The sequence below is a fragment of the Micromonospora sp. NPDC047707 genome (genome assembly GCF_040704235.1).
GTDB lineage: Bacteria > Actinomycetota > Actinomycetes > Mycobacteriales > Micromonosporaceae > Micromonospora.
Genome location: NZ_JBEYSU010000026.1, coordinates 43815 through 64283, shown reverse-complemented (window position 1 = coordinate 64283; position 20469 = coordinate 43815). Strand labels below are relative to the sequence as shown.

The 20469-nt window shown below is 74.6% G+C and carries 19 protein-coding genes; 8 read left to right on the top strand and 11 right to left on the bottom strand.

The features are described from left to right. Positions 1 to 35 precede the first annotated feature (35 nt). The 4 genes from AB0873_RS23675 to AB0873_RS23660 form a co-directional block, all read right to left on the bottom strand. Complete coding sequence (locus AB0873_RS23675; RefSeq protein ID WP_366602202.1) at positions 36 to 2834, bottom strand: nitrate- and nitrite sensing domain-containing protein; 2799 nt, start codon at positions 2832 to 2834, stop codon at positions 36 to 38. Between the two features lie 135 nt (positions 2835 to 2969). Next, the gene (locus AB0873_RS23670; RefSeq protein WP_366602200.1) at positions 2970 to 4592 is read right to left on the bottom strand and encodes a prenyltransferase/squalene oxidase repeat-containing protein; all 1623 of its coding nucleotides are present in this window, start codon (positions 4590 to 4592) and stop codon (positions 2970 to 2972) included. After that, positions 4589 to 5473, bottom strand: coding sequence for a terpene synthase family protein (locus tag AB0873_RS23665; protein ID WP_366602198.1), 885 nt, complete (start codon positions 5471 to 5473; stop codon positions 4589 to 4591). The genes AB0873_RS23670 and AB0873_RS23665 overlap by 4 nt, the downstream gene beginning before the upstream one ends. Continuing rightward, complete coding sequence (locus AB0873_RS23660) at positions 5470 to 6858, bottom strand: cytochrome P450 (protein WP_366602223.1); 1389 nt, start codon at positions 6856 to 6858, stop codon at positions 5470 to 5472. Before AB0873_RS23660 ends, AB0873_RS23665 begins: the two co-directional genes overlap by 4 nt. A gap of 210 nt (positions 6859 to 7068) precedes the next feature. Here AB0873_RS23660 and AB0873_RS23655 point away from each other — a divergent pair, with 210 nt between their 5' ends. Continuing rightward, positions 7069 to 7323 (top strand): DUF2630 family protein, encoded by a 255-nt coding sequence (locus AB0873_RS23655; protein ID WP_196255870.1) that lies wholly within the window; start codon positions 7069 to 7071, stop codon positions 7321 to 7323. Between the two features lie 106 nt (positions 7324 to 7429). Here the strand turns inward: AB0873_RS23655 and AB0873_RS23650 are convergent, their stop codons facing one another. The 3 genes from AB0873_RS23650 to AB0873_RS23640 all read right to left on the bottom strand — a co-directional run bounded on the left by AB0873_RS23650 (position 7430) and on the right by AB0873_RS23640 (position 10149). After that, complete coding sequence (locus AB0873_RS23650; RefSeq protein WP_366602196.1) at positions 7430 to 8365, bottom strand: RIO1 family regulatory kinase/ATPase; 936 nt, start codon at positions 8363 to 8365, stop codon at positions 7430 to 7432. Between the two features lie 208 nt (positions 8366 to 8573). Further along, entirely contained in the window at positions 8574 to 9218 is a 645-nt protein-coding gene (locus tag AB0873_RS23645) for an HAD-IA family hydrolase (RefSeq protein WP_366602194.1), read from the bottom strand. A 61-nt stretch (positions 9219 to 9279) separates the two neighbouring features. Further along, positions 9280 to 10149, bottom strand: coding sequence for a carbon-nitrogen hydrolase family protein (locus tag AB0873_RS23640; RefSeq protein ID WP_366602193.1), 870 nt, complete (start codon positions 10147 to 10149; stop codon positions 9280 to 9282). A gap of 93 nt (positions 10150 to 10242) precedes the next feature. Here AB0873_RS23640 and AB0873_RS23635 point away from each other — a divergent pair, with 93 nt between their 5' ends. The 6 genes from AB0873_RS23635 (at position 10243) to mug (ending at position 14650) form a co-directional block, all read left to right on the top strand. Further along, on the top strand, positions 10243 to 10815 hold the full coding sequence (locus AB0873_RS23635) for a TetR/AcrR family transcriptional regulator (protein ID WP_155331261.1): 573 nt from the start codon (positions 10243 to 10245) through the stop codon (positions 10813 to 10815). A 114-nt stretch (positions 10816 to 10929) separates the two neighbouring features. Next, positions 10930 to 11835: a TIGR04222 domain-containing membrane protein gene (locus tag AB0873_RS23630; protein ID WP_366602191.1), complete on the top strand. Its 906-nt coding sequence runs from the start codon at positions 10930 to 10932 to the stop codon at positions 11833 to 11835. After that, a complete protein-coding gene (locus AB0873_RS23625; RefSeq protein ID WP_366602190.1) occupies positions 11832 to 12650 on the top strand; it encodes a DUF692 domain-containing protein in 819 nt (272 codons plus the stop codon). The genes AB0873_RS23630 and AB0873_RS23625 overlap by 4 nt, the downstream gene beginning before the upstream one ends. A 14-nt stretch (positions 12651 to 12664) precedes the next feature. Then, entirely contained in the window at positions 12665 to 13144 is a 480-nt protein-coding gene (locus tag AB0873_RS23620; protein ID WP_366602221.1) for a hypothetical protein, read from the top strand. 181 nt (positions 13145 to 13325) lie between these two features. After that, positions 13326 to 14087 (top strand): SDR family oxidoreductase, encoded by a 762-nt coding sequence (locus AB0873_RS23615; protein ID WP_366602189.1) that lies wholly within the window; start codon positions 13326 to 13328, stop codon positions 14085 to 14087. Further along, positions 14087 to 14650 (top strand): G/U mismatch-specific DNA glycosylase, encoded by a 564-nt coding sequence (gene mug, locus AB0873_RS23610; protein ID WP_366602188.1) that lies wholly within the window; start codon positions 14087 to 14089, stop codon positions 14648 to 14650. The genes AB0873_RS23615 and mug overlap by 1 nt, the downstream gene beginning before the upstream one ends. A gap of 172 nt (positions 14651 to 14822) precedes the next feature. Here the strand turns inward: mug and AB0873_RS23605 are convergent, their stop codons facing one another. The 3 genes from AB0873_RS23605 to AB0873_RS23595 form a co-directional block, all read right to left on the bottom strand. Then, complete coding sequence (locus AB0873_RS23605) at positions 14823 to 16799, bottom strand: ABC transporter ATP-binding protein (protein WP_366602220.1); 1977 nt, start codon at positions 16797 to 16799, stop codon at positions 14823 to 14825. 118 nt (positions 16800 to 16917) lie between these two features. Then, positions 16918 to 17685, bottom strand: coding sequence for an enoyl-CoA hydratase/isomerase family protein (locus AB0873_RS23600; RefSeq protein WP_366602186.1), 768 nt, complete (start codon positions 17683 to 17685; stop codon positions 16918 to 16920). Positions 17686 to 17731: 46 nt separating this feature from the next. Further along, positions 17732 to 17959: a helix-turn-helix domain-containing protein gene (locus AB0873_RS23595; protein WP_007462679.1), complete on the bottom strand. Its 228-nt coding sequence runs from the start codon at positions 17957 to 17959 to the stop codon at positions 17732 to 17734. A 225-nt stretch (positions 17960 to 18184) separates the two neighbouring features. On the opposite strand from AB0873_RS23595, the gene AB0873_RS23590 reads away from it, so the two are divergent. Beyond that, entirely contained in the window at positions 18185 to 18784 is a 600-nt protein-coding gene (locus AB0873_RS23590) for a cadmium resistance transporter (RefSeq protein ID WP_366602182.1), read from the top strand. Between the two features lie 59 nt (positions 18785 to 18843). Here AB0873_RS23590 and AB0873_RS23585 read toward each other — a convergent pair whose 3' ends face one another. Continuing rightward, a complete protein-coding gene (locus AB0873_RS23585; protein ID WP_366602180.1) occupies positions 18844 to 20451 on the bottom strand; it encodes an ABC-F family ATP-binding cassette domain-containing protein in 1608 nt (535 codons plus the stop codon). Between the last annotated feature and the right edge of the window lie 18 nt (positions 20452 to 20469).

Genomic DNA, 20469 nt, shown 5'->3' with positions numbered 1-20469 from the left:
CGGGGGCGTCTCGACGCCTCGCCCGGCGGTGCCGATCAGGTTGCCTGCTGGTCTCCCGGATCCGGGGCCGCGTCCGGCGGGTCGCCCACGCCGAGCAGCTTGGCGGCGTCGGTGCGCCCACGCCGGGTCCCGGTCTGGTACGAGCTCATCATCCGGCGCACCTGCTCCGGCTGGCGCACCGTGTCGGTGTCGGTGTCGGTGGTGTCGGCGTCGTCGTCGGCCGGCTCGTCGCGCAGTTCGGGCGCGATGCTGGCCTGCCGGACGCGGACCGGCAGCCCGGACTCGGTGTACGCCGGCTCCGGGTCGGCCGGCGAGGGCGTCGTCCCGGCCGCGGGGCCGGCCGACGCGCGTGCCGGGTCAACCGGCACGGCCCCGTTGGACGCGGCCGGCGCGGCCTCGTCGGACGCGGCGGGCGCGGCCCCGCCGGACACGGCCGGTGCCGCGCTGGTGGAGACGGCGGGCGCGGCCGGCGCGGACGGTACGGCGGTCCGCGCCGACGCGGCCGTCGGCGGTTCCCCGTCGCCGTCGGCGCCGTGGCCGTCCCGGGCCGGCCCGGTGGTGAGCGGCAGGCCGGTCGGCACCGTCGGCCCCTCCAGCGCGCCCGTGCCGCTGCCGGAGCGGGCCGTCGCGGCACCGCCGATGGCCTCGGCGAGCGACCGCCCCCGCGACCGCGTCGGCAGGCCGTCGTCGCTGGGCAGGGCACCGTCGGTGGGCAGGGCACCGTCGACGGGCAGGGCACCGTCGACGGGCAGGGCACCGTCGACGGGCAGGGCACCGTCGGTGGGCAGGGCTCCGTCGCGGGGCAGGGCCGCGTCGAGCGCGGGCCGGGGTCGGGGCGCGGTGAGCGGCTCGGCGATCGCCACCGGGGCGGGGCGTCCGTCGGCCGCCCCGCCGCCCCGTACGCCCGGCGAGTCCGCCGCACCGGCCAGGAAGCCACCCGAGGTGCTCGGATCGTCGTCGGCGGTGACCAGGTCGACCGGGATCAGCACGACCGCCGTCGTGCCGCCGTACGCGGACTCCTTCAGCTGCACCCGGACGCCGTGCCGCTCGGTCAGCCGGCTCACGACGTACAGGCCCAGGCGGGCGGCGTTGGCCAGGTTCAGCTCGGAGCGGTCGACGATCCGCTGGTTGGCGGCGGCGAGGTCCTCCTCGCTCATGCCGAGACCGCGGTCCTCGATCTCGATGACGAACCCGTTGCCGACCAACTGCCCCCGCACCTCGACGATGGTGTGCGGCGGCGAGAACGACAGACCGTTCTCGATCAGCTCGGCGAGCAGGTGGATGACGTCACCGACCGCCCGACCCGCCAGGGAGACCGAACCCAGGGGCAGCACGGTGACCCGGGTGTAGTCCTCCACCTCGGCCACCGCGCCGCGCACCACGTCGACCATCGGCACGTTGCGCCGCCAGGCCCGGCCGGGCGTGGCGCCGGAGAGCACGATCAGGTTCTCGGCGTTGCGCCGCATCCGGGTGGCGAGGTGGTCGACGCGGAACAGGTCCTCCAGCTCCTCCGCGTCCTGCTCCCGCCGCTCCATCGCGTCGAGGAGCGTGAGCTGGCGGTGGACCAGCGCCTGCGTACGCCGGGCCAGGCTGAGGAACACCTCCCGCACGTTGCGGCGCAGCTCGGCCTGCTCGACCGCGGTGCGGATCGCGGTCTCCTGCACGGCGTTGAACGCGTGGCCCACCTGGCCGATCTCGTCGTCGCCGAACTCGAGCGGCGGGGCCTCCTTGGCGACGTCGACCTCGTCGCCGCGGCCGAGCCGCTCCACCACGCCGGGCAGGCGCTCGTGGGCGAGACGGAACGCGGCCTCGCGCAGCCGCTCCAGCTGACGGAGCAGGGCACGCGCGGTGGTGACGGTCACGACGATGGAGGCGATCACCGCGACCAGACCGAGACCGGTCGCGAGCAGCACCCGGACGATCACGAGCGCGGCGATGCTGGCGGCGCGGCCGACGATGCCCTCGCCGCCGGCCACGACGACCTTGTTGATCTCCGCTGCCGCCGGCTCGACCGTGTCGCGCCAGTCCGCCGCGCTGACCGGCAGCGTCGTCGACGGCCGGCCGTCGCGGATGATCCCGTCCTGGACGGCGCGGAGCCGCCGGAACGCATCCGACTCGACCAGCTCCCGGTACCGCCGCTGGTCCGCCTCGGACAGCTTCAGCCGGGTCTCCTCGCCGAGGAACCGTTCGGCGCCCACCAGCGAGCTGAAGCGGGCGTACTCGGGGCCGCTGATCCGGCCGCTGCCGACGAGGCCGCTGACCAGCGCGTCCTGCTGGGAGATCAGCTCCTTCATCCGGTTGAGCTGGATGAGGGCCGCTGCGTCCGCCGCCAGTTCCTTGTCGTCCAGGCTTCCGGTGACGTCGTAGATGAGGAAGATCGACCGAATGGCCTCGGTGTAGCGGTCGGCGGCCGCGAGCCGGTCGACGCCCCGGGACAGGACGGCGGCGCGCGTCTCCTTGAGGCTCTCCAACCGGCTGACCGATTCTGACAGGCGGCGCCCGAGCTCGTCGCTGCCGGCGAGGTCGACCTGCCAGCTCCGCACCGACGCGGCGAAGGCGGTCGCGAGCTCCTCGGTCCGGCGGTGCTCCGCCTCCAGGGCCGCCCGCCGGGCGGGCTCGGGGTCGCCGAGGTACTCCTGCGTCAGCCGCCGCTCGACCTGCAGTTCCTGCAGCAGCGGCTCGCTGGGCACGTACACCTTGGTGTTCAGCAGCTGCACGCCGAGCAGGTTGAAGCCGTCCCGGAGGGTCACCCAGGCCGCGAACATCCACAGTGCCACCAGCGAGAGCAGCAGTGCGACAACCTTGGTGCGGACACTCGTACCGCGAGATCGCATGGAACCGTCCCAGGCCGGGTTGACTCAGCTCATCAACGGATGGTCACAAAGGGCAGACGTCCCGTGCCGAACGGCGTCCGGGACGAGGGCCCTGCGTACGCTAGCAGTGTCCACATTTCGCCTCAAGGTGCGTGATCAAGACTCCGGCCCGAAATCGGAACCGGCTGCGGCGCACTCCCGGGTCAGCCTGGAGTGGACGACGTGGGTCCCCGCGGTGACCGTGGCCCGCACGATGGTGGTGGGGCAGTAGAGCTCCTTGCCGTACCACAGTGGGGGGTGGTCGCGCCGGTCCCGGTTCCGCCGCAGGTAGGAGTGGCCGCGCAGGGCCGCCACGACGACCGCCGGATCGTCGCCGGGCAGGGCGAGGATGATCTGGAGCGCGTACGCCGTCTCCTCCGGCGTGCCCTCCCAGCGGCCCCAGGACCCGTCGTCGCGTTGCCCGGCCAGGGCCCAGCGTGCCGCCGCGCGGAGCGCCGCCGCGCTCTCCGCACAGCCGGACGCCGCCAGGGCCAGCACGCAGCACGCGGTCGCGTAGTACGCCGAGGCGTGCCATCGGTCGCGCCAGGCACCGTCGGCGTCCTGCCGGTCGAGGAGCACCCGCACCAGCCGCCGCACGGCCGCGCGGTAGCGGTCCGCGTGCGGCTCACGCCGGAGGTGGTCGGCGAAGCTGTCGAGCACGTGGGCGTTCGTGGTGACCGAGAATCCGTCCTCGCCGGGCCAGGTGCAGAAGCCGTCCGCCGTCTCGTACCGCCACAGGCTCGCGGGATCCGGCGCGTGGCCGAGGCGGCCGAGCGCGTACAGCGTCACGGAGGTGGTGTCCGCGTCCGCCAACAGGCCGGCGCCGGTGGCCGCACCGTCGACGCCCACGGCGCCGGCCAGGCTGGCCACCAGCGCCGGGGACGGCCGCACGTCCACACCGGCCCGGACCAGCGTGCTGAGCGTCCAGGCCCGTTCGAAGACGGTGATCGGCGACGGGCAGGGCACCGGTCCCCTGCTCTCGCCGACGAGTTCGTCGAGGAAGCGCCGCGCCTCCGCGCCCTCCCCCGCGCCGCAGACGTTCAACCAGGCGACTGTGGCGGCCGGTGAGGCCCCGACGGCCGGACCGGCCGGCGCGGACCGGCCCACCGGCCCGGCGAGCACCTCCCCGAAGTGCGCGAGTTTCGGCGGCAGGTCCGCACCGGCGGCGTACGCCGCGCGGACGGCCGTCAGGCGCGCGTCGGCGCCGGGCGACGGCAGGCGTACCGAGCGCGGCGCGGCGGCGGGTACACCGGGCCCCGCCAGACGCCTGTTGATCGACTCCACCAGCGCCGGCACGACCAGGTCGAAGGCGGGCGTGCCGGGCTCCGGCGGGGCGGTCGCGAGCAGCGCCGGGAGCGCGGCGAGCGCTCTGCCGACCGCGGCCTCCACCGCTGGGCGCCGTCCGGCCGGCGACCCGGTGTCCGGGAGGACCGCGAGGAGCGCGTCGGTGGCGCTCAGCGTGGGCACCACCGCGTACCCCTCCGGCGGACCCCAGGCGCCGTCGGCCCGTTGCCGCCCCAGGAGGAAGGCGATCCGCTCGTCGTGCCGGTCCAGCCACGGCGCCAGCGCGACCAGCCGGCCGGTCTCGTAGACCGACGGGGCCACCTGCCCCCAGGGCCGCAACGCCATCGCGGCGACGAGCGCGCGCGCCTGCGAGCCGCACTCGTCGGACCCGCAACCGGGGTCGGCGGCGAGAGCCGACGCCGGCGGGATAACCGTCTGCGGCTGGCCGTCGCTCATGCTGCTCCCCAGAAGTCCGACACCTGGTAGAACCCGCTCGTGTAGGCGATCTGCCGACGCAGGTAGTCGGCCTGGTCCGGATCGGGGAGCCGGCCCAGCTCCTGCTCGGTCCGGTCGGTCAGGGCGGCCAGTCGCTGCCGGACCTCGGCCGGGTCCGGCACCAGCATCAGGGCGTTGAGGTCGCCCCACCGCACGTCCCGCCGGTACGTCGCCAGGTCGTTGACCAGCCGCAGGACACGCTGGACCCCGCGGCCGGCGGCGAGCAGCTCGTCCAGGTGCCGCAGGCACCCGTCGTCCCCGGTGGCGAGCCAGTGGGTGGCGTTGACGAACGAGCAGGCGAGGTTGTCCGCGTTGTCGAGGTACTCCTGGAACGTCGGCAGCGACCGGTCGTTCTTCCAGTGCCACTCCCGCTCCACGGCGGCCAGCATCCGGGCGAGTTCGTCGCGCCAGACGCCGGCGCGGCGGCTGAACGCCGGAACCGCCGCCAGGTCGTCGCGGATCTCCGCGAGGAGCCGGGCGAGGTGCCGCCCGGGCGGCGGGGTGGCGCCGTCCGCGACCGCCAGGCAGTCCGTCACGATCCGGCGTACGTCGTCGGCCGACCTCGCCCGGTAGTCGACCTGCCAGTCCGCGGCGAACACCCACAGCAGCGTGCGGGTCGTCGTACGCAGCCGCGCCGCGTCGTACCCGGGCGCCGTGAAGGCGATGGCCGTGGCCACGGACCCGAGCAGCGCGGGGTCGAACGTCGCGTCGGCGAACAGCTCGGGATGGGCGGCGGTCACCTCCTGCAGGTCGCGCGTCCCCCGGGTGGCGAGGGCACAGATGCGCCCCTGCTCGGTCACCGCGGCCCAGATGTCCCGGAGCGGGACGTCCACGCCGGTCACCGGGGCTCGTGCTCCACCGGACGCAGCGTCAGCCGCGTCCGCTGCCGCGGCGAGAGGGAGGCTCCGATCCGGGGCGCCAGGTCCACCGGTTCAGTGCTGCGGAAGTGGTAGCGGCTGAGCACCGTGCTCACGATGAGCTGCGCCTCCAACAGGAACAGGTACTGGCCGAGGCACTGGTGGGGGCCGCCGCCGAACGGGTAGTAGGAGTAGCGGTAGCGGCGGCGGGGGCGCCCCGGCGCGAAGCGCTCCGGGTCGAAGCGGTCCGGCTCGGGCCAGAACATCGCCATCCGCTGCGTGACGTACGGGCTGACCAGCACGGTGGCGCCCGCGTCGACGCGGACACCGCCGAGTACGTCGTCGGCGACGGCGGTCCGCGGGATCATCCAGCCGGCCGGGTAGAGCCGGAGGAGTTCCTCCAGCACCATCCGCCCGTACCGCAGCTCGGGCAGGTGCTCCCGCCGGACCGGACCGCCGCCGACCACCCGGTCGAGCTCCTCCCGGAGGCGGCCGGCCACCTCCGGGTACGCCTCGAGCACCGGCCACAGCCAGGACAGCAGCGCGATCGTCGTCTCCGTGGCGGTCGAGAACATCGCCACCACGTCGCCCCGCACCTGGTACTCGTCCGGCTGCCGCCCGTCCGGGCGTGGCCGGCAGAGCACGGAGATGATGTCGTCGCCGTCGCTCGGCCGGGCCCGCGCCTCCCGGATGATCGGCAGCACCACGTCGTCGATGGTCCGGACCGCGTTCCGGAAGGCCCGGTCCCCGGGCATCGGCACCGAGTACGGGACGAACGGCACGAGCAGCCGGGGAAGCATGGCGGTCGTGACCGTGTCCAGGGCGGCGCTGATGCGCTCGGCGTCGGGCACGGATATCCGGTCCGCGAAGAGCACCCGCATGGTGGTCCGCAGGACGATCCTCGTCAGCTCCCGGCCCGCGTCGATCGGCTGCCCGCGGCCGGCCGGCTCGGCCCAGCCGTCGACGGCCTCGCCGATCGCCTCCGCCATCCGGTCGACCAGCGTCTCCGCCCGCTTCGCGGTGAACAGCGGTTGCAGGGCGCCCCGGCTGGACTCCCACACGTCCCCTTCGGCGACCAGGATCGCCTCGCCGACGATCCGTCGGACCGGCCGCCAGAGGAGCCCGTCGCCGTCGCGGATGTAGTTGGCCACGTTGTCGCGCAGCACGTACTGGAGGTGCTCCGGGTGGCTGACGAGGTAGGGGCGGAACGTCCCGAGGTTCAGGCGGACGACCTCACCGCGGGCCTCGTCGGCGAACCGGACCAGCGCGCCGAGCGGATCCCGCAGCAGCGCCGGCAGGGCGCGGTGCAGTGGGATTGTCGAGGCCTGCGCGGGGATCGGTGGGGTGCTGCTCACCGGTAGCTGCGACATCGCCACCACGTCTCCTCGCCACGTCGCCGCCCAGGAACGACGCGGGGTCCCTCGTGGAACTTCCGCGTCGAGTGACGAGATCATGTCACTTTCGCGCGTTCGTCTCCAGGGTCTGTGACATGAGAAATGTCCCTCCGTCAGACAAGTTGGCCGGTTGCAACGCCCGGCGGCACCGATCGCGGGCGCTCCGGGGCACCCTGTGCCAGGCTCATGGTCATGGACGACACGACCATCCTGAAGCGGATCTCCGAGCTGGTCGACGAGGAGCACCGGCTCCGCGCCGACGCCCAGGCCAACGAGGCGGGCACCGACGAGGAGGCCCGCACCCGCCTGCGTGAGCTGGAAGAGTCGCTGGACCAGTGCTGGGACCTGCTGCGCCGGCGGCGCGCCGCCCGGGCCACCCACGGCGATCCCGACGCGCAGGGCGTACGCCCGTTGCCGGAGGTCGAGCGCTACCTGCAGTGAGCGGCCGACGGCCTCGGCGACCGGCGGTCCGGCGCCGCCCACGGGGGCGGTGCCGGACCGCCGCGCGGTCCCGGGCGGCCTCGGCGGCCGCCCGGGACGGTCGGGGTCAGCGCAGGCCCGCCTCCCGCAGCAGCAGCCCGGTCAGGCCCTCCGGGTCGGCCTGCGCCGCCGGCAGCCCGCGCGCGGCGAACCACGTGGCGACCACCCGGACGTCCCGGGCCAGGAACTCGGGGCCCTGCGGGTTGGCGACCAGGTCGACGATCTGCGGCAGGTCGATCAGCACCAGGCGCCCCGCGTGCACCAGCAGGTTGTACGGCGACAGGTCGCCGTGGGCGTGGCCGGCGCGGGCGAGCACGACCAGCGCGTCCACGAGTTGCCGCCACAGGTCACGCAGCTCCTCGCCCTCCGGCCGCAGCTGGGCCAGTCGCGGGGCGGCGCGCCCGCCGTCGGCGTCGCCGAGGAACTCCAGCATCAGCTCGGTGCCGCGCAGCTGCACCGGGTACGGCACGGCGATCGTGCCGTACCGGGAGCCGATCTCCCAGAGCCGGCTCAGCGCGGCGAACTCGGCCGCCGCCCACTGCCCGGCGATCATCTGGCGGCCGAACGAGGTCCGGCCGGTCATCGCCCGCATCTCCCGCGACCGGCGGACGCGGCGTCCCTCCAGGTAGCCGGAGTCCCGGTGGAACAGCCGGTGGTCGGCGTCGCGGTACCGCTTGACGGCGAGCAGGCAGGACCGGTCGGTGCCGGGTACGGCCCGGCGGACCAGGTGGACGTCGGCCTCCTTGCCCGTCTTCAGCACGCCCAGGTCGGTGTCCTTGGCGGCCAACTCGGTGACCAGCCAGTCCGGGTGCGGCTCGGGGCCGTGGACCGCGTCGTCCCAGGACGACCAGGTCTCCCCCGTCTCCGGGTCCGGCTCGGTTTCGGGGTCGGCGAGCAGCGGCTCGGCGGGCCGGCCGCGCTTCAGGAAGTGTGGTTCGTCGTCGTCGAAGCGGCGCTTGCCGCGGGTACGGCGCTGCGGCGCCGGAAGGTCGTGATCGCGCACTGCGGTGAGAGTCCCTTGGTCGAGGTTGCTGGAGGCAGGTGGAAGCGACCTGCGAAGACGGCCATGACCGACCCCCTCTCCTCGACCGGGCGTCCGGCCCGGGTTCACGCTGTCGCCCGACGACCGCCGGCGACGGCCGGCGCGGCGGTGCGGATGCGGCACCATGCTCACCGCCCGCGGCCCGGCTGGGCAACCGATTTAGCTCGGGTCAGGCGCCGAGGACCGTGGCGACGGCGGCGATCAGGCCGTCCACGGTGTAGGTCGGGGCGAACCGGCCGTCGATCCAGGGCCGGCCCCGGTGCAGCCAGACGCTCGGCAGGCCGACGGCGGCCGCACCGCCGATGTCCGCCTCGGGACCGTCGCCGATCACCCAGGCCCCCCGCAACGGCATCCGGACCCGCTGAGCGGCCAGCGCGAAGATCCTCGGGTTCGGCTTGCTCACGCCGGCTTCCTCGGAGATGACCCAGTCGGCGACGTACCGGTCCAATCCGGTCCGCCGGATCTTGGCGTCCTGCTGGCGCACCGAACCGTTGGTCACCACCACAGGCACCCAGCCGGCGTCGTCGGCGATCCGCAGCGCGCAGGCCACGAGCGGGTCCAGGCGGGTGTACGCCACCACCCCGTCGTGCAGTTCCTCCACCAGGTCGATGGACGGGATCCGCAGCCCGTACCGGTCGCGGATGGCGTCGGCGATGTCCCAGCGGTCCGTGAGCCCGTCGGCGTCGATGGAGAGCAGCCAGTCGATGTCGGCGGCCGGCGCACCGATGCCGGCCAGGAACTGCTCACCCCAGGCGCGGAACGGACCCTCCCGGTCGAGCAGGGTGTTGTCCAGATCGAGCAGGAGCAGCGGCACTCGGGAACCCTACGGGACCGACCCGTCCCGCCGACAGGGCCGAGTGACCGGTCGCCGTCCGTCAGGCCGTCAACGACGAACGGGTGAGGCCCTGATCGGGAAGCCGGTCGAGGAGCATGGAGTGGGCGGCGCGGGTGCGGGCCAGCGCGTCCGGGTCCAGCGTGGCGACCAGCACCGCCTCCCCGGTGTCGGCGCCCCGGGCCAGCGGGCGGCCCTCCGGGTCGTAGACGGCGGCGCCGCCGTTGAACCGCCACGGGTCGGCGCCACCGACGGCGTTGGCGAACACCACGTACATGGTGTTGTCCAGGGCGCGCGCGGCGTAGTAGAGGTCGCGGCGGTGCGCGGAGCCGGCCAGGTAGCCGCTCGGGCAGAGGTAGGCGTGCGCGCCGTCCGCCGCCGCCGCCCGGCCGTGCTCGGGGAAGCAGCCGTCGTAGCAGATGCCGAGGCCGAGCCGCCAGCCGTCGAGGAGCAGGGTGGCGCCCCGGTCGCCGGGATCGAACAGCTCCCGCTCGCCGCCCCAGAGCTGCTGCTTGTCGTACCCGACGTGAACCTCTCCGGCCCGGTCGACCACCAGGGCGGAGATGGTGCGCCGGCCGTCGGGGTGCCGGACCGCCGCGCCGACCACGACGACGGTGCCGCCGTCGCGCGCGGCGTCGCGCAGCGGCGCCAGGCGGGGGTCCGCGACCCGGCGCGCCGGGTCGGCCGCGACGTCGGTGCCGGCCGGGTCCACGGCGAGGGTCGGCGGGTGGTACGCGGGCAGGAACAGCTCCGGCAGGACGACCACCCGCGCCCCGTCACCGGCTGCCCGGCGCACGAGAGCCGCGCCGCGGGCCGCGTTTCCGGGCACGTCTCCCGGGGCGGGCTGGGACTGCACCGCCGCGACGGTCAACGGGGCGGTGGGGAGGGCGGAGGCGGTGGGGGGAGGCGTCACGCGCGGATCCTAACCGGCGGGCCGGCGGGGCCCACCAGCCACAAGCCGTACGTACGGTTTGCGTGACCCGGGGTGACCTGACACGATCGACCCGTGCCCAGAGTAAGTCAGGACCAGCTCGACGCGCGCCGGCAGGAGATCCTCGCCGCGGCGCGGGCCTGTTTCGCCCGGCACGGGTACGAGGGCGCGACCGTGCGCCGCCTGGAGGAGGCCACCGGCCTGTCCCGGGGTGCGATCTTCCACCACTTCCGCGACAAGGATTCGCTCTTCCTCGCCGTCGCCGAGGACGACGCGGCCACGATGGTCGAGACCGTCGCCCGCAACGGCCTGGTCCAGGTGATGCGCGACCTGCTGGCCCGCGCGGTCTCGCCGGACACGACCGGCTGGCTGGGCAGCCAGCTGGAGGTGTCCCGCCGGCTGCGGACCGATCCGGCCTTCGCCAAGCGGTGGGCGGAGCGGTCCGCGGCCATCGCCGAGGCGACCCGCGACCGCCTGGCGCGGCAGCGGGAAGCGGGCGTCCTGCGCGACGACGTGCCGATCGCCGTGCTGGCGCAGTTCCTCGAGCTGGCGTACGACGGCCTGGTCCTGCACCTGGCGATGGGCCGGCCCGCCGGTGACCTCGGCCCGGTGCTCGACCTCGTGGAGGAGGCGGTCCGCCGCCGGTGACCGGCGCGGCCGCGTCGGCACGTTGCGGTCCGGTAACCGCACCGCCGCGCGCGGCGGTGCTGGCGGCGCTGCTCCACAATGGGTCCGCGATCCCCCTCGCGACAGGAGCAGCCCATGACCGTCCTCGCCGCCCCCGGCGACACCTGGGGCATCCCCGGCCCGGTCTTCCTCCGGCTCTACCTGCTGGCCGCCGCCGTGCTCGTCGTCGGCACACTCGTCCAGCGGGCCCGGTTGCTCCGCGGCGAGGCGCCCGACGCCGGCCCGCTCGGGCCCCAACAGGTCGCGTACCTCAACGGCGGCGAGCAGCTGGCCATCTGGACGTCGCTCGGCGGGCTGCGGAGCAGCGGAGCGATCGGCGGACGCCCCGGCCGTCGGCTCACCACCGGCGGCCCGCTGCCGGCCGGCGTCACCCCGCTCGACCAGGCGATCCACGTCGCCGCGGGCCGTGGTGTCCACACTCGGGAGCTGCGCCAGGACCAGTTGGTACGGTCGGCGCTCGACCAGCTGCGCACCGGTCTGGAGCAGCGCGGCCTGGCCCTGACCGCGGAGCGGCGGGGCGCCCTGCGCGTCGGCCCGACGCTGCTCACCGCCCTGCTGGGGATCGGCATGCTGCGGTTCTTCGCCGGCATGGGAAACGGCCGCCCGGTGGGCTGGCTGCTCCTGACCCTGATCCCCCTGATCCTGGTGACCGTCCTGCTGTACCGGCGGCCGTGGCGCACCCGCGCGGCCGACCGCGCCCTGCGCCGGCTGCGCCGGGAGCACACCCACCTGGCGCCCCGGTCCGCGCCGGCCTACTCCACCTACGGTGCGACCGGGGCCGCGATGGGCGTCGCCCTGTTCGGCACGGCCACCCTCTGGGCCATGGACCCGGGCTTCGCCGAGCAGGCGGGGATCCAGCGGCAGGCGCTCAGCGACGGCGGCGCCTCCGGAGGTGGCGGCTGCGGGGGCGGCGACGGCGGAGGCGGCAGCTCCTGCGGGGGCGGGGGCGGCTGCGGCGGTGGCGGCGGGTGCGGCGGATGACCGGGCCGGCCGGGGTGGGCATCGGCTGGCGACCGGAGATCGCCGGGTTCGCCGCCGAACTGCCCGCGCTGCGCTTCGTCGAGGTCGTCGCGGAATCGGTACCCGCCACCGGCCGGCTCCCGGACGGGCTCGCCGCCCTGCGCGAGCGGGGCGTCACCGTCGTACCCCACGGGGTGCGGCTCTCGCTCGGCGGCGCGGAGGCGGTCGACCCGGCACGGGTGGCCCACCTGGCCGCGGTCGCCGACCTGACCGGCGCGCCGCTGGTCAGCGAACACATCGCCTTCGTCCGCGCCGGCGGCCTGGAGGCGGGGCACCTGCTGCCCCTGCCGCGCACCCGGGAGGCCGTCGCGGCGGTCTGCGCCAACGTCACCCGCGCCCAGGCCGAGCTGCCGGTGCCGATCGCGCTGGAACCGATCGCGGCGCTCTTCGACTGGCCCGACGACGAACTGGACGAGGCCGCGTTCGTCACCGAGATCCTGGAACGCACCGGCGCGCTGCTCCTGCTCGACGTCGCCAACGTGTACGCCAACGCCCGCAACCGCGGTGCCGACCCGCTCGCCCTGCTGGACCGGCTCCCGCTGGAGCGGATCGCGTACGCGCACGTGGCCGGCGGGGCGGAACACGGCGGCTTCTACCACGACACGCACACCGACCCGGTGCCGCGCCCCGTGCTGGACCTGGTCGGCGAGCTGTGCGCCCGGCGACGGCCGCCGGCCCTGCTGCTGGAGCGCGACGGGCACTACCCGCCGGCCGAGGTGCTCCGCGAAGAGCTCGACACGCTCGCCGCCGCGTCCGGGTTCCCGGTGGTCACGTGAGCGCGGACCACCGGGTGCCGGGGTCGACGTCGCAGGCCGCCGGGACGCCGGGCCAGCCCCTGGCCGCCCGTCAGGCCGCCCTGGTCGCGGCGCTGGTCGCCGACGCGCCAGCACCGCCGGGCTTCGCGCCGGAGCCGCTCGCCGCCGCGCGTACCGCCCTGCTGCGCAAGCGGGCCTGCGAGGTGGCCCGGCACTGGCCGCTGCTCGCCGCCGGTCTCGGCCCGGAGTGGCCGACGGTCTTCGCCCGCTGGGCCGACGGGCGGCCGAGCGCCGGTTCTCTGCGCGACGGCTGGGACTTCGCCCGCGACCTGCGCGACGAGAGGACGCTGCCGCCGCTGGGCGCCGAGGAACTGGCCGCCCGGGAGGCGGGCCACCGCTACGACGGGCGGGGAACCCCACGTCCGCGCCGGCTGCCGGCCTGGGGTCGCGCCGGCGGCGCCGTCGCGGTCCAGCTCGCCGGTCGCGTACGCCTGCTGCGCCCCGCCCGCCGCTGACCCTCCCCCCTCCCCGGCCCCCCGCGCCCCCCGCCCCCGCGCGCCTCCCGCGGCCAGCAACTTCGGGGAAGTTGCTGACTCGAGCGGGCATGAGGGGACAACGTCCCCGAAGTTGTCCCCTCACGCTCCGGCGGATGGCACCCCGCGCCCGGTCACGACGGGGTGCGAAAGGATCGACGGCATGGATCTCGGACTGACCGATCGCGTGTACGTGCTGACCGGCGCCTCCCGGGGGCTCGGTTACGCCACCGCCGAGTGCCTCGTCGCCGACGGGGCCCGCGTGGTCCTCTCCGCCCGGGACGCCGACGCGGTGGAGGCCGCCGCCCGGCGCCTCGGCGGTCCGGGGCACGCCGTCGGCGTGGCCGCCGACCTGGCCGACCCGGACACGCCGGAACGCCTCGTGGCGGCGGCCCTCGACGCGTACGGGCGGATCGACGGCGCGCTGGTCTCGGTCGGCGGTCCGCCGCTCGGCAGCGCGGCGTCGGTGAGCGACGAGCAGTGGCGCCGGTCCTTCGAGACGGTCTTCCTCGGCACGGTCCGGACGGTGCGGACCGTCGCCGGCGCGCTGACCGGAGGCGGAGCGATCGGTCTGGTGCTGTCCACGTCCGCCCGGAGCCCGCTGTCCGGTCTGGGGATCTCCAACGGGCTGCGCCCCGGTCTGGCCGGCGTCGCCAAGGACGTCGCCGACGAGTACGGGCCCCGGGGCGTACGGGTGGTGGCGCTGTTGCCGGGACGGATCATGACCGACCGGAACGTGCAGCTCTTCGCCGCCACCGGCGACCCGGAGCGGGCGAGGGCCGAGGCGGAGGCGGACATCCCGCTGCGCCGGCTGGGCGATCCGGCCGAGTTCGGCCGGGTGGCGGCGTTCGTGCTCTCCCCCGCCGCGAGCTACCTGACCGGGATCACGCTGCCGGTGGACGGCGGCGCCCTGCGGGGCCTGTGATGGCCGCACCCCGCTACCCGCGCCCGTCGAAGGCCGAGCTCGCGGCCGCGGCGGACCGACTCCTCCCCGACGTCGTCGCGTCCGGGCTGGACGTGCTGTTCGTCGGGATCAACCCCGGCCTGTGGTCCGCCGCGACCGGGTGGCACTTCGCCCGGCCGGGCAACCGGTTCTGGCCGGCGCTGCACCGGGGCGGGTTCACGCCCCGGCAGCTGCACCCCAGTGAGCAGCACGAGCTGCCCGGCTACGGGCTGGGCATCACCAACATGGTGGCGCGGGCCAGCGCCCGGGCGGACGAGCTGACGCCGGCCGAGCTCGTCGCCGGTGCGGAGATCCTCGCCGGCAAGGTCGCCCGGTACCGGCCGCGGTGGGTGGCGGTGGTCGGGGTGACCGCGTACCGGATCGGGTTCGCCCGGCCGAAGGCGGCCTTCGGCCCGCAGCCGGAGTCGCTGGCCGGTGCCCGGCTCTGGGTGCTGCCCAACCCCAGCGGGTTGAACGCGCACTTCACCCCGGAGTCACTGGGTGCCGCGTTCGGCGAGCTGCACACCGCCGCCACACCCAGCTGACCCCCGGCCCCCGCCCCGTCCCGCCCCGCCCGTCCCGTCCCGTCCCGGGTCGATCATGAAGTTAGCGGGTGATTTTGCGATCAACTCACCCGTCAACTTCATGATCGACACGGCGGGGCGGGCGGGAGGGAAGGGGTGGGGGTGGGAGGAGGGGGTGGGTGGTCGGGTGGGGCTAGTTGGCGGCGGCGGGCGGCAGTGCCTCGTCGGCGAGGTACGAGCGCATCGGCACCGCCAGCGGCTCCGGCCCGGTCGCGTCCTGGTACGGCGACGGCGAGTCGGCGACGGCGAACTGCGTCCGGTACAGCTCGGCGTAGAGCCCGCCGACCGCGACCAGCTCCTCGTGCCGGCCCCGCTCGACGATGCGCCCCTGGTCGAGCACCAGGATCTGGTCGGCGTCCCGGACTGTGGAGAGCCGGTGCGCGATGACCAGTGCGGTCCGCCCGGTCAGCGCGACCGACAGCGCCCGCTGCACCGCCGCCTCGCTCTCCGAGTCGAGGTGGGCGGTGGCCTCGTCGAGGATCACGATCGACGGCGCCTTGAGCAGGAGCCGCGCGATCGCGATGCGCTGCTTCTCGCCGCCGGAGAAGCGGTAGCCGCGCTCGCCGACGACGGTGTCGAGGCCGTCCGGCAGGGCGCGCACCAGGTCGGCGACCTGCGCGCCGGCCAGGGCCGCCCACAGCTCGTCGTCGGTGGCGTCGGGCCTGGCGTAGCGCAGGTTCTCCGCGATGGTCTCGTGGAACAGGTGTGAATCCTGCGTGACCACGCCGATCTCGTCGCGGAGCGAGTCGGAGGTGGCGTCCCGGACGTCTACGCCGCCGACCAGCACCTGGCCGTCGGTCACGTCGTAGATGCGGGAGATCAGCATGGACAGCGTCGACTTTCCGGCGCCGGACGGGCCCACCAGGGCCACCATCTGCCCCGGCTCGACGGTGAACGAGACGCCCTTGAGCACCGGCTCGGTGACCGTGCGGTCGAGGGTGGCGACCTCCTCCAGGGAGGCCAGCGAGATCTCGGCGGCGCTGGGGTAGCGGAAGCGCACGTCCCGGAACTCGACCCGGCCGTTGCCCCGCGGCACCGGCACGGCACCCGGCTTCTCCGTGATGCCCGGCTGGAGGTCGAGCACCTCGAAGACGCGGTCGAACGAGACGAGCGCGCTCATCACGTCCACCCGGACGTTGGACAGCGCGGTGAGCGGGCCGTAGAGGCGGGTGAGCAGCAGCGCGAGCGTCACGACGGTGCCGGCGCTGACGCTGCCGGTGACCGCCAGCCACCCGCCCAGTCCGTACGTGAGCGCCTGCGCGAGCGAGGCGACCAGCAGCATGGCCACGAAGAAGGTCCGCGAGTACATCGCGGACTGGATGCCGATGTCACGGACCCGCTCGGCCCGCCCGGCGAACCGACCCGCTTCCACGTCGGGCTGGCCGAAGAGCTTGACCAGCAGCGCACCCGAGACGCCGAAGCGCTCGGTCATCGTCGCGTTCATCTTCGCGTCGAGGTTGTAGGACTCGCGGGTGATCTCGGCGAGCCGCTTGCCGACCCGGCGGGCCGGAATGATGAACACCGGCAGCAGCACCAGCGACAGCGCGGTGATCTGCCACGACAGGGTGAACATCACCGCCGCGGTGAGCACCAGCTGGATGACGTTGCTGACCACACCGGACAGCGTCGAGGTGAAGGCGCGCTGCGCGCCGAGCACGTCGTTGTTGAGCCGGCTGACCAGCGCGCCGGTCTGGGTACGTGTGAAGAACTGCAGCGGCATCCGCTGGACGTGGTCGTAGACCCGGGTGCGCAGGTCGAGGATGATGCCCTCGCCGATGCGGGCCGAATACCACCGCTGGGCCAGCGAGAGCAGAGCGTCCGCCACGGCGAGCGCGGCGATGATCAGGGCCAGCCGGACCACCAGGTCGCCAGCCGCCGAGCCGCCCTGGTGGATCGCGTCGATCACGTCACCGGCGAGCACCGGCGTGGCGACGCCGATGACCGCGGCCAGCACCACGGTCACCAGGAAGACGACGATGTCGCGCCGGTACGGCCGGGCGAAGGCCACGATCCGTCGGGCGACGCCACGCTGGAGCCGGTGGGTGGAGATCTCGTCCCGGTTGCGCATCGACCGGAGCATGCTCCACCCGCCCATGCCACCGCCGGACATCGGATTGGACACGCTCACCTCCGGGTCGTCGGGCCGACCGCACCGCCTGAGGTCAATTCTCCCGACGACTGTGACAACCTCGGTCGTAACCCGGATCTTCCCGAACGGTCCTTACTGACTATTCTCCGCGCCCCGCGAGGTCGCGCAGCCGGCGGGTCTGCGCCTCCCGCTCCGCCCGCTGCTGGTCGGCGTGTGACCTACCGGCGGCACCGGCGAGCAGCGCCTTGATCTCCACGATCGCGTCCCGGTTGCCGGCGAGCAGCCCGGCGGTCAGGTCCCGGACGGCACCGTCCAGCTCGGCGGTCGGCACCACCAGGGTGGCCAGGCCGATCCGCTCGGCCTCGGCGGCGTCCATCCGCCGGCCGGTCGCGCAGATCTCCAGCGCGCGCGAATATCCCACCAACTCGACCAGGCGTTTGGTGCCGGCGAGGTCCGGGACCAGGCCCAGCGTCACCTCGGCCATGGAGAGCTTGGCGTCCTCGGCGAGCACGCGCAGGTCGCAGGCGAGCGCCAGCTGGAAACCGGCGCCGATCGCGTGCCCCTGCACGGCCGCCACCGAGATCAAATCGGGCCGGTGCAGCCAGGTGAAACCGGCCTGGAACTCGGCGATCCGGTCCGCGCACTCCTGCTCGGGCAGGGTGGACAGCTCGGCGAACGAGCCCGGCCCGGTCGCACCGGCCACCGACAGGTCGAGGCCGGCGGAGAACGCCCGGCCCTCGCCGCGTACGACCACGACGCGCACGTCGCCGGGCAGGTCCCGGGAGAAGTCGCTCATCGCGCGCCACATCACCGGGGTCTGGGCGTTGAGCACGTCGGGCCGACACAACGTGACCGTGGCGATCGGCCCGTCGCATTCCAGCCGTACCCCGGTCGCCTCGGGGGTCACCGGGCGGCCCGGGGCGCGGCGCTGATGGACGACGCTGGTGGGCGGGTCACGCCTTCTTGCGACGCCGGGCGCCGCCGCGCTGCCGCAGCTGCACCCCGGACTCCGTGAGCACCCGGTGGATGAACCCGTAGGAACGGCCGGTCGAGGCCGCGAGCGCGCGGATGCTCTCCCCCGAGGTGTACCGCTTGACCAGGTCCTTGGCGAGCGTCTGACGCTCGGCTCCGACGATCCGGCGACCCTTCTCAGTGCTGGTGGCTGTGCCAGTGGCTGCCATGCTGTGTCCTCACGTCCCAGACTGTGCGGTTCGGATACGGTCCCACCTATTAGACCGCCTCGAACGATCATGCGCCAGATATCAACTATTCGCCAACCGACACGCTATGCGATGTCAGGTTCCCGATAGGGTGACCCCGCGGACCCGGGCCACCGGCCCGGCCGGCCGGCCGGGCGCCGATACGGCCGGCCGCCGGGCGGCCACGGACGCCGTACCCTCCCTGGCGTGTTCGATCTCCTCGGCAGCGCGGCGGGCGCGGCGGTCGTGTTCGCCGCCACCGACGTCGACGACATCGTCATCCTGACGCTCTTCTTCGTCGCCGCCCGCACCACCGGGCGACCCCGGCCCGGACAGATCGTCGCCGGGCAGTACCTCGGCATCGGGGCGCTCGCCCTGGCCAGCGCGGTGGTGGCGACCGGGCTGCTCGTGGTGCCTGACCCGTGGACCGGCCTGCTCGGCCTGCTGCCAGTCGCGCTGGGCGTCCGGGCACTGCTCGACCGGGACGACGACGAGGCGCCCGACGTGGTCGGCGGGACGCTCGGCGTGGCCGGGGTGACCATCGCCAACGGCGCCGACAACGTGGCCGTCTACGTACCGGTGTTCCGGGCGCTGGGCCCCGCCGACAGCGCCGTCTTCCTGCTGGTCTTCGTGGTGCTCATCGCCCTGTGGTGCGCCGCCGGGGCCTGGCTGGGCGGTCACCCCCGGGTGATCCGGTTGGTCGAGCGCACCGGGCGTTGGCTCGTCCCGGCGGTCCTCGTCGCCATCGGCGTGGCCATCCTGGCCACCTCCGGCGTCGTCGGCCACCTGCTCGACCTGGCCGGCTGACCCGCCGCCGGCGTCGGCGGGCGGCGTCGGCGGCGCGGCGGGCGGCGTCGGCGGCGCGGTCAGGCCAGCTCGACCAGTTCCAGGAGGTCGTCGCTCCAGGCGTCCTCGTCGCCGTCGGGCAGCAGGATCGCCCGGTCCGGCTTGAGCGCCGTCACCGCGCCGGGGTCGTGCGTGACCAGCACGATCGCCCCCGGGTAGCGCGCGATGGCGTCGAGCACCTGCTCCCGGCTGACCGGGTCCAGGTTGTTCGTCGGCTCGTCGAGCAGCAGCACGTTCGCGCCGGAGCAAACCAGGGTGGCCAGCGCCAGCCGGGTCTTCTCGCCGCCGGACAGCACCCCGGCCGGCTTGTCCACGTCCTCGCCGGAGAACAGGAACGCACCGAGGATCTTGCGCAGGTCGGTGTCGCTCTGCTCGGAGGCGGCGCTCCGCATGTGCTCCAGGATGGTCCGGTCCACGTCCAGCGTCTCGTGCTCCTGGGCGTAGTAGCCCAGCCGCAGGCCGTGGCCCGCGTGCACGTCGCCGGTGTCCGGCTCCAGCAGGCCACCCAGCATCCGCAGCAGCGTGGTCTTGCCGGCGCCGTTGAGCCCGAGGATGGCCACGCGCGAGCCCCGGTCCACCGCCACGTTCACGTCGGTGAAGATCTCCAACGACCCGTACGACTTCGACAGGCCGGTCGCGGTCAGCGGGGTCTTGCCGCAGGGGGCCGGCGTCGGGAAGCGCACCTTCGCCACCCTGTCGGCGACGCGTACCTCGTCCAGGCCGGACAGCAGGCGCTCGGCGCGGCGGGCCATGTTCTGCGCGGCCACCGTCTTGGTCGCCTTGGCCCGCATCTTGTCGGCCTGCGCCATCAGGGCGCCGGCCTTCTTCTCGGCGTTGGCCCGCTCCCGGCGGCGGCGCCGCTCGTCGGTCTCCCGCGCCTCCAGGTACGCCTTCCAGCCCAGGTTGTAGGCGTCCACCACCGACCGCGTGGCGTCCAGGAACCACACCTTGTTGACCACGGCCTCCAGCAGCGCGGCGTCGTGGGAGATCACGATGAGGCCGCCCTTGTGGTTGGCGAGGAACCCGCGCAGCCAGGTGATCGAGTCGGCGTCCAGGTGGTTGGTCGGCTCGTCGAGCAGCAGGATGCCGCCGCCGTTCTCGCCCGCGTCGCGGAAGAGGATCCGCGCCAGCTCGATGCGGCGGCGCTGGCCGCCGGAGAGGGTGCCGATGGTCTGTGCGAGGGCCCGGTCGGGCAGGCCCAGGTTGGCGCAGATGCGGGCGGCCTCCGCCTCGGCCGCGTACCCGCCGAGCGAGGCGAACTGGTCTTCCAGCGCGCCGTAGCGGCGGACCAGCTTCTCGTCGTCGGCCCCCTCGGCGAGCTTCGCCTCCAGCTCCTTCATCTGGGTCATGAGCACGTCGAGGCCGCGGGCGGAGAGCACCCGGTCCCGCCCGGTGACCTCCAGGTCGCCGGTACGCGGGTCCTGCGGCAGGTAGCCGATGTTGCTGCGCCGGTCGATCTGCCCGGCGTACGGCTGGCCCTCGCCGGCCAGGACCTTCAGCGTGGTGGTCTTGCCCGCGCCGTTGCGGCCGACCAGGCCGATGCGGTCGCCGGGCTGCACCCGCAGCGTGGTGTCGGACAGCAGGATCCGGGCGCCGGCACGGAGCTCCAGGCCGGTGGCAGTGATCATGTCGGGGGACTCGCTCTC

Bases quoted from the DNA above. Each gene is read 5' to 3' on its own strand.
- AB0873_RS23675 (WP_366602202.1), bottom strand. From the start codon at position 2,834: ATGCGATCTCGCGGTACGAGTGTCCGCACCAAGGTTGTCGCACTGCTG.
- AB0873_RS23670 (WP_366602200.1), bottom strand. From the start codon at position 4,592: ATGAGCGACGGCCAGCCGCAGACGGTTATCCCGCCGGCGTCGGCTCTC.
- AB0873_RS23660 (WP_366602223.1), bottom strand. From the start codon at position 6,858: ATGTCGCAGCTACCGGTGAGCAGCACCCCACCGATCCCCGCGCAGGCC.
- AB0873_RS23655 (WP_196255870.1), top strand. From the start codon at position 7,069: ATGGTCATGGACGACACGACCATCCTGAAGCGGATCTCCGAGCTGGTC.
- AB0873_RS23630 (WP_366602191.1), top strand. From the start codon at position 10,930: ATGACCGTCCTCGCCGCCCCCGGCGACACCTGGGGCATCCCCGGCCCG.
- AB0873_RS23625 (WP_366602190.1), top strand. From the start codon at position 11,832: ATGACCGGGCCGGCCGGGGTGGGCATCGGCTGGCGACCGGAGATCGCC.
- AB0873_RS23615 (WP_366602189.1), top strand. From the start codon at position 13,326: ATGGATCTCGGACTGACCGATCGCGTGTACGTGCTGACCGGCGCCTCC.
- mug (WP_366602188.1), top strand. From the start codon at position 14,087: ATGGCCGCACCCCGCTACCCGCGCCCGTCGAAGGCCGAGCTCGCGGCC.
- AB0873_RS23605 (WP_366602220.1), bottom strand. From the start codon at position 16,799: ATGTCCGGCGGTGGCATGGGCGGGTGGAGCATGCTCCGGTCGATGCGC.
- AB0873_RS23595 (WP_007462679.1), bottom strand. From the start codon at position 17,959: ATGGCAGCCACTGGCACAGCCACCAGCACTGAGAAGGGTCGCCGGATC.
- AB0873_RS23585 (WP_366602180.1), bottom strand. From the start codon at position 20,451: ATGATCACTGCCACCGGCCTGGAGCTCCGTGCCGGCGCCCGGATCCTG.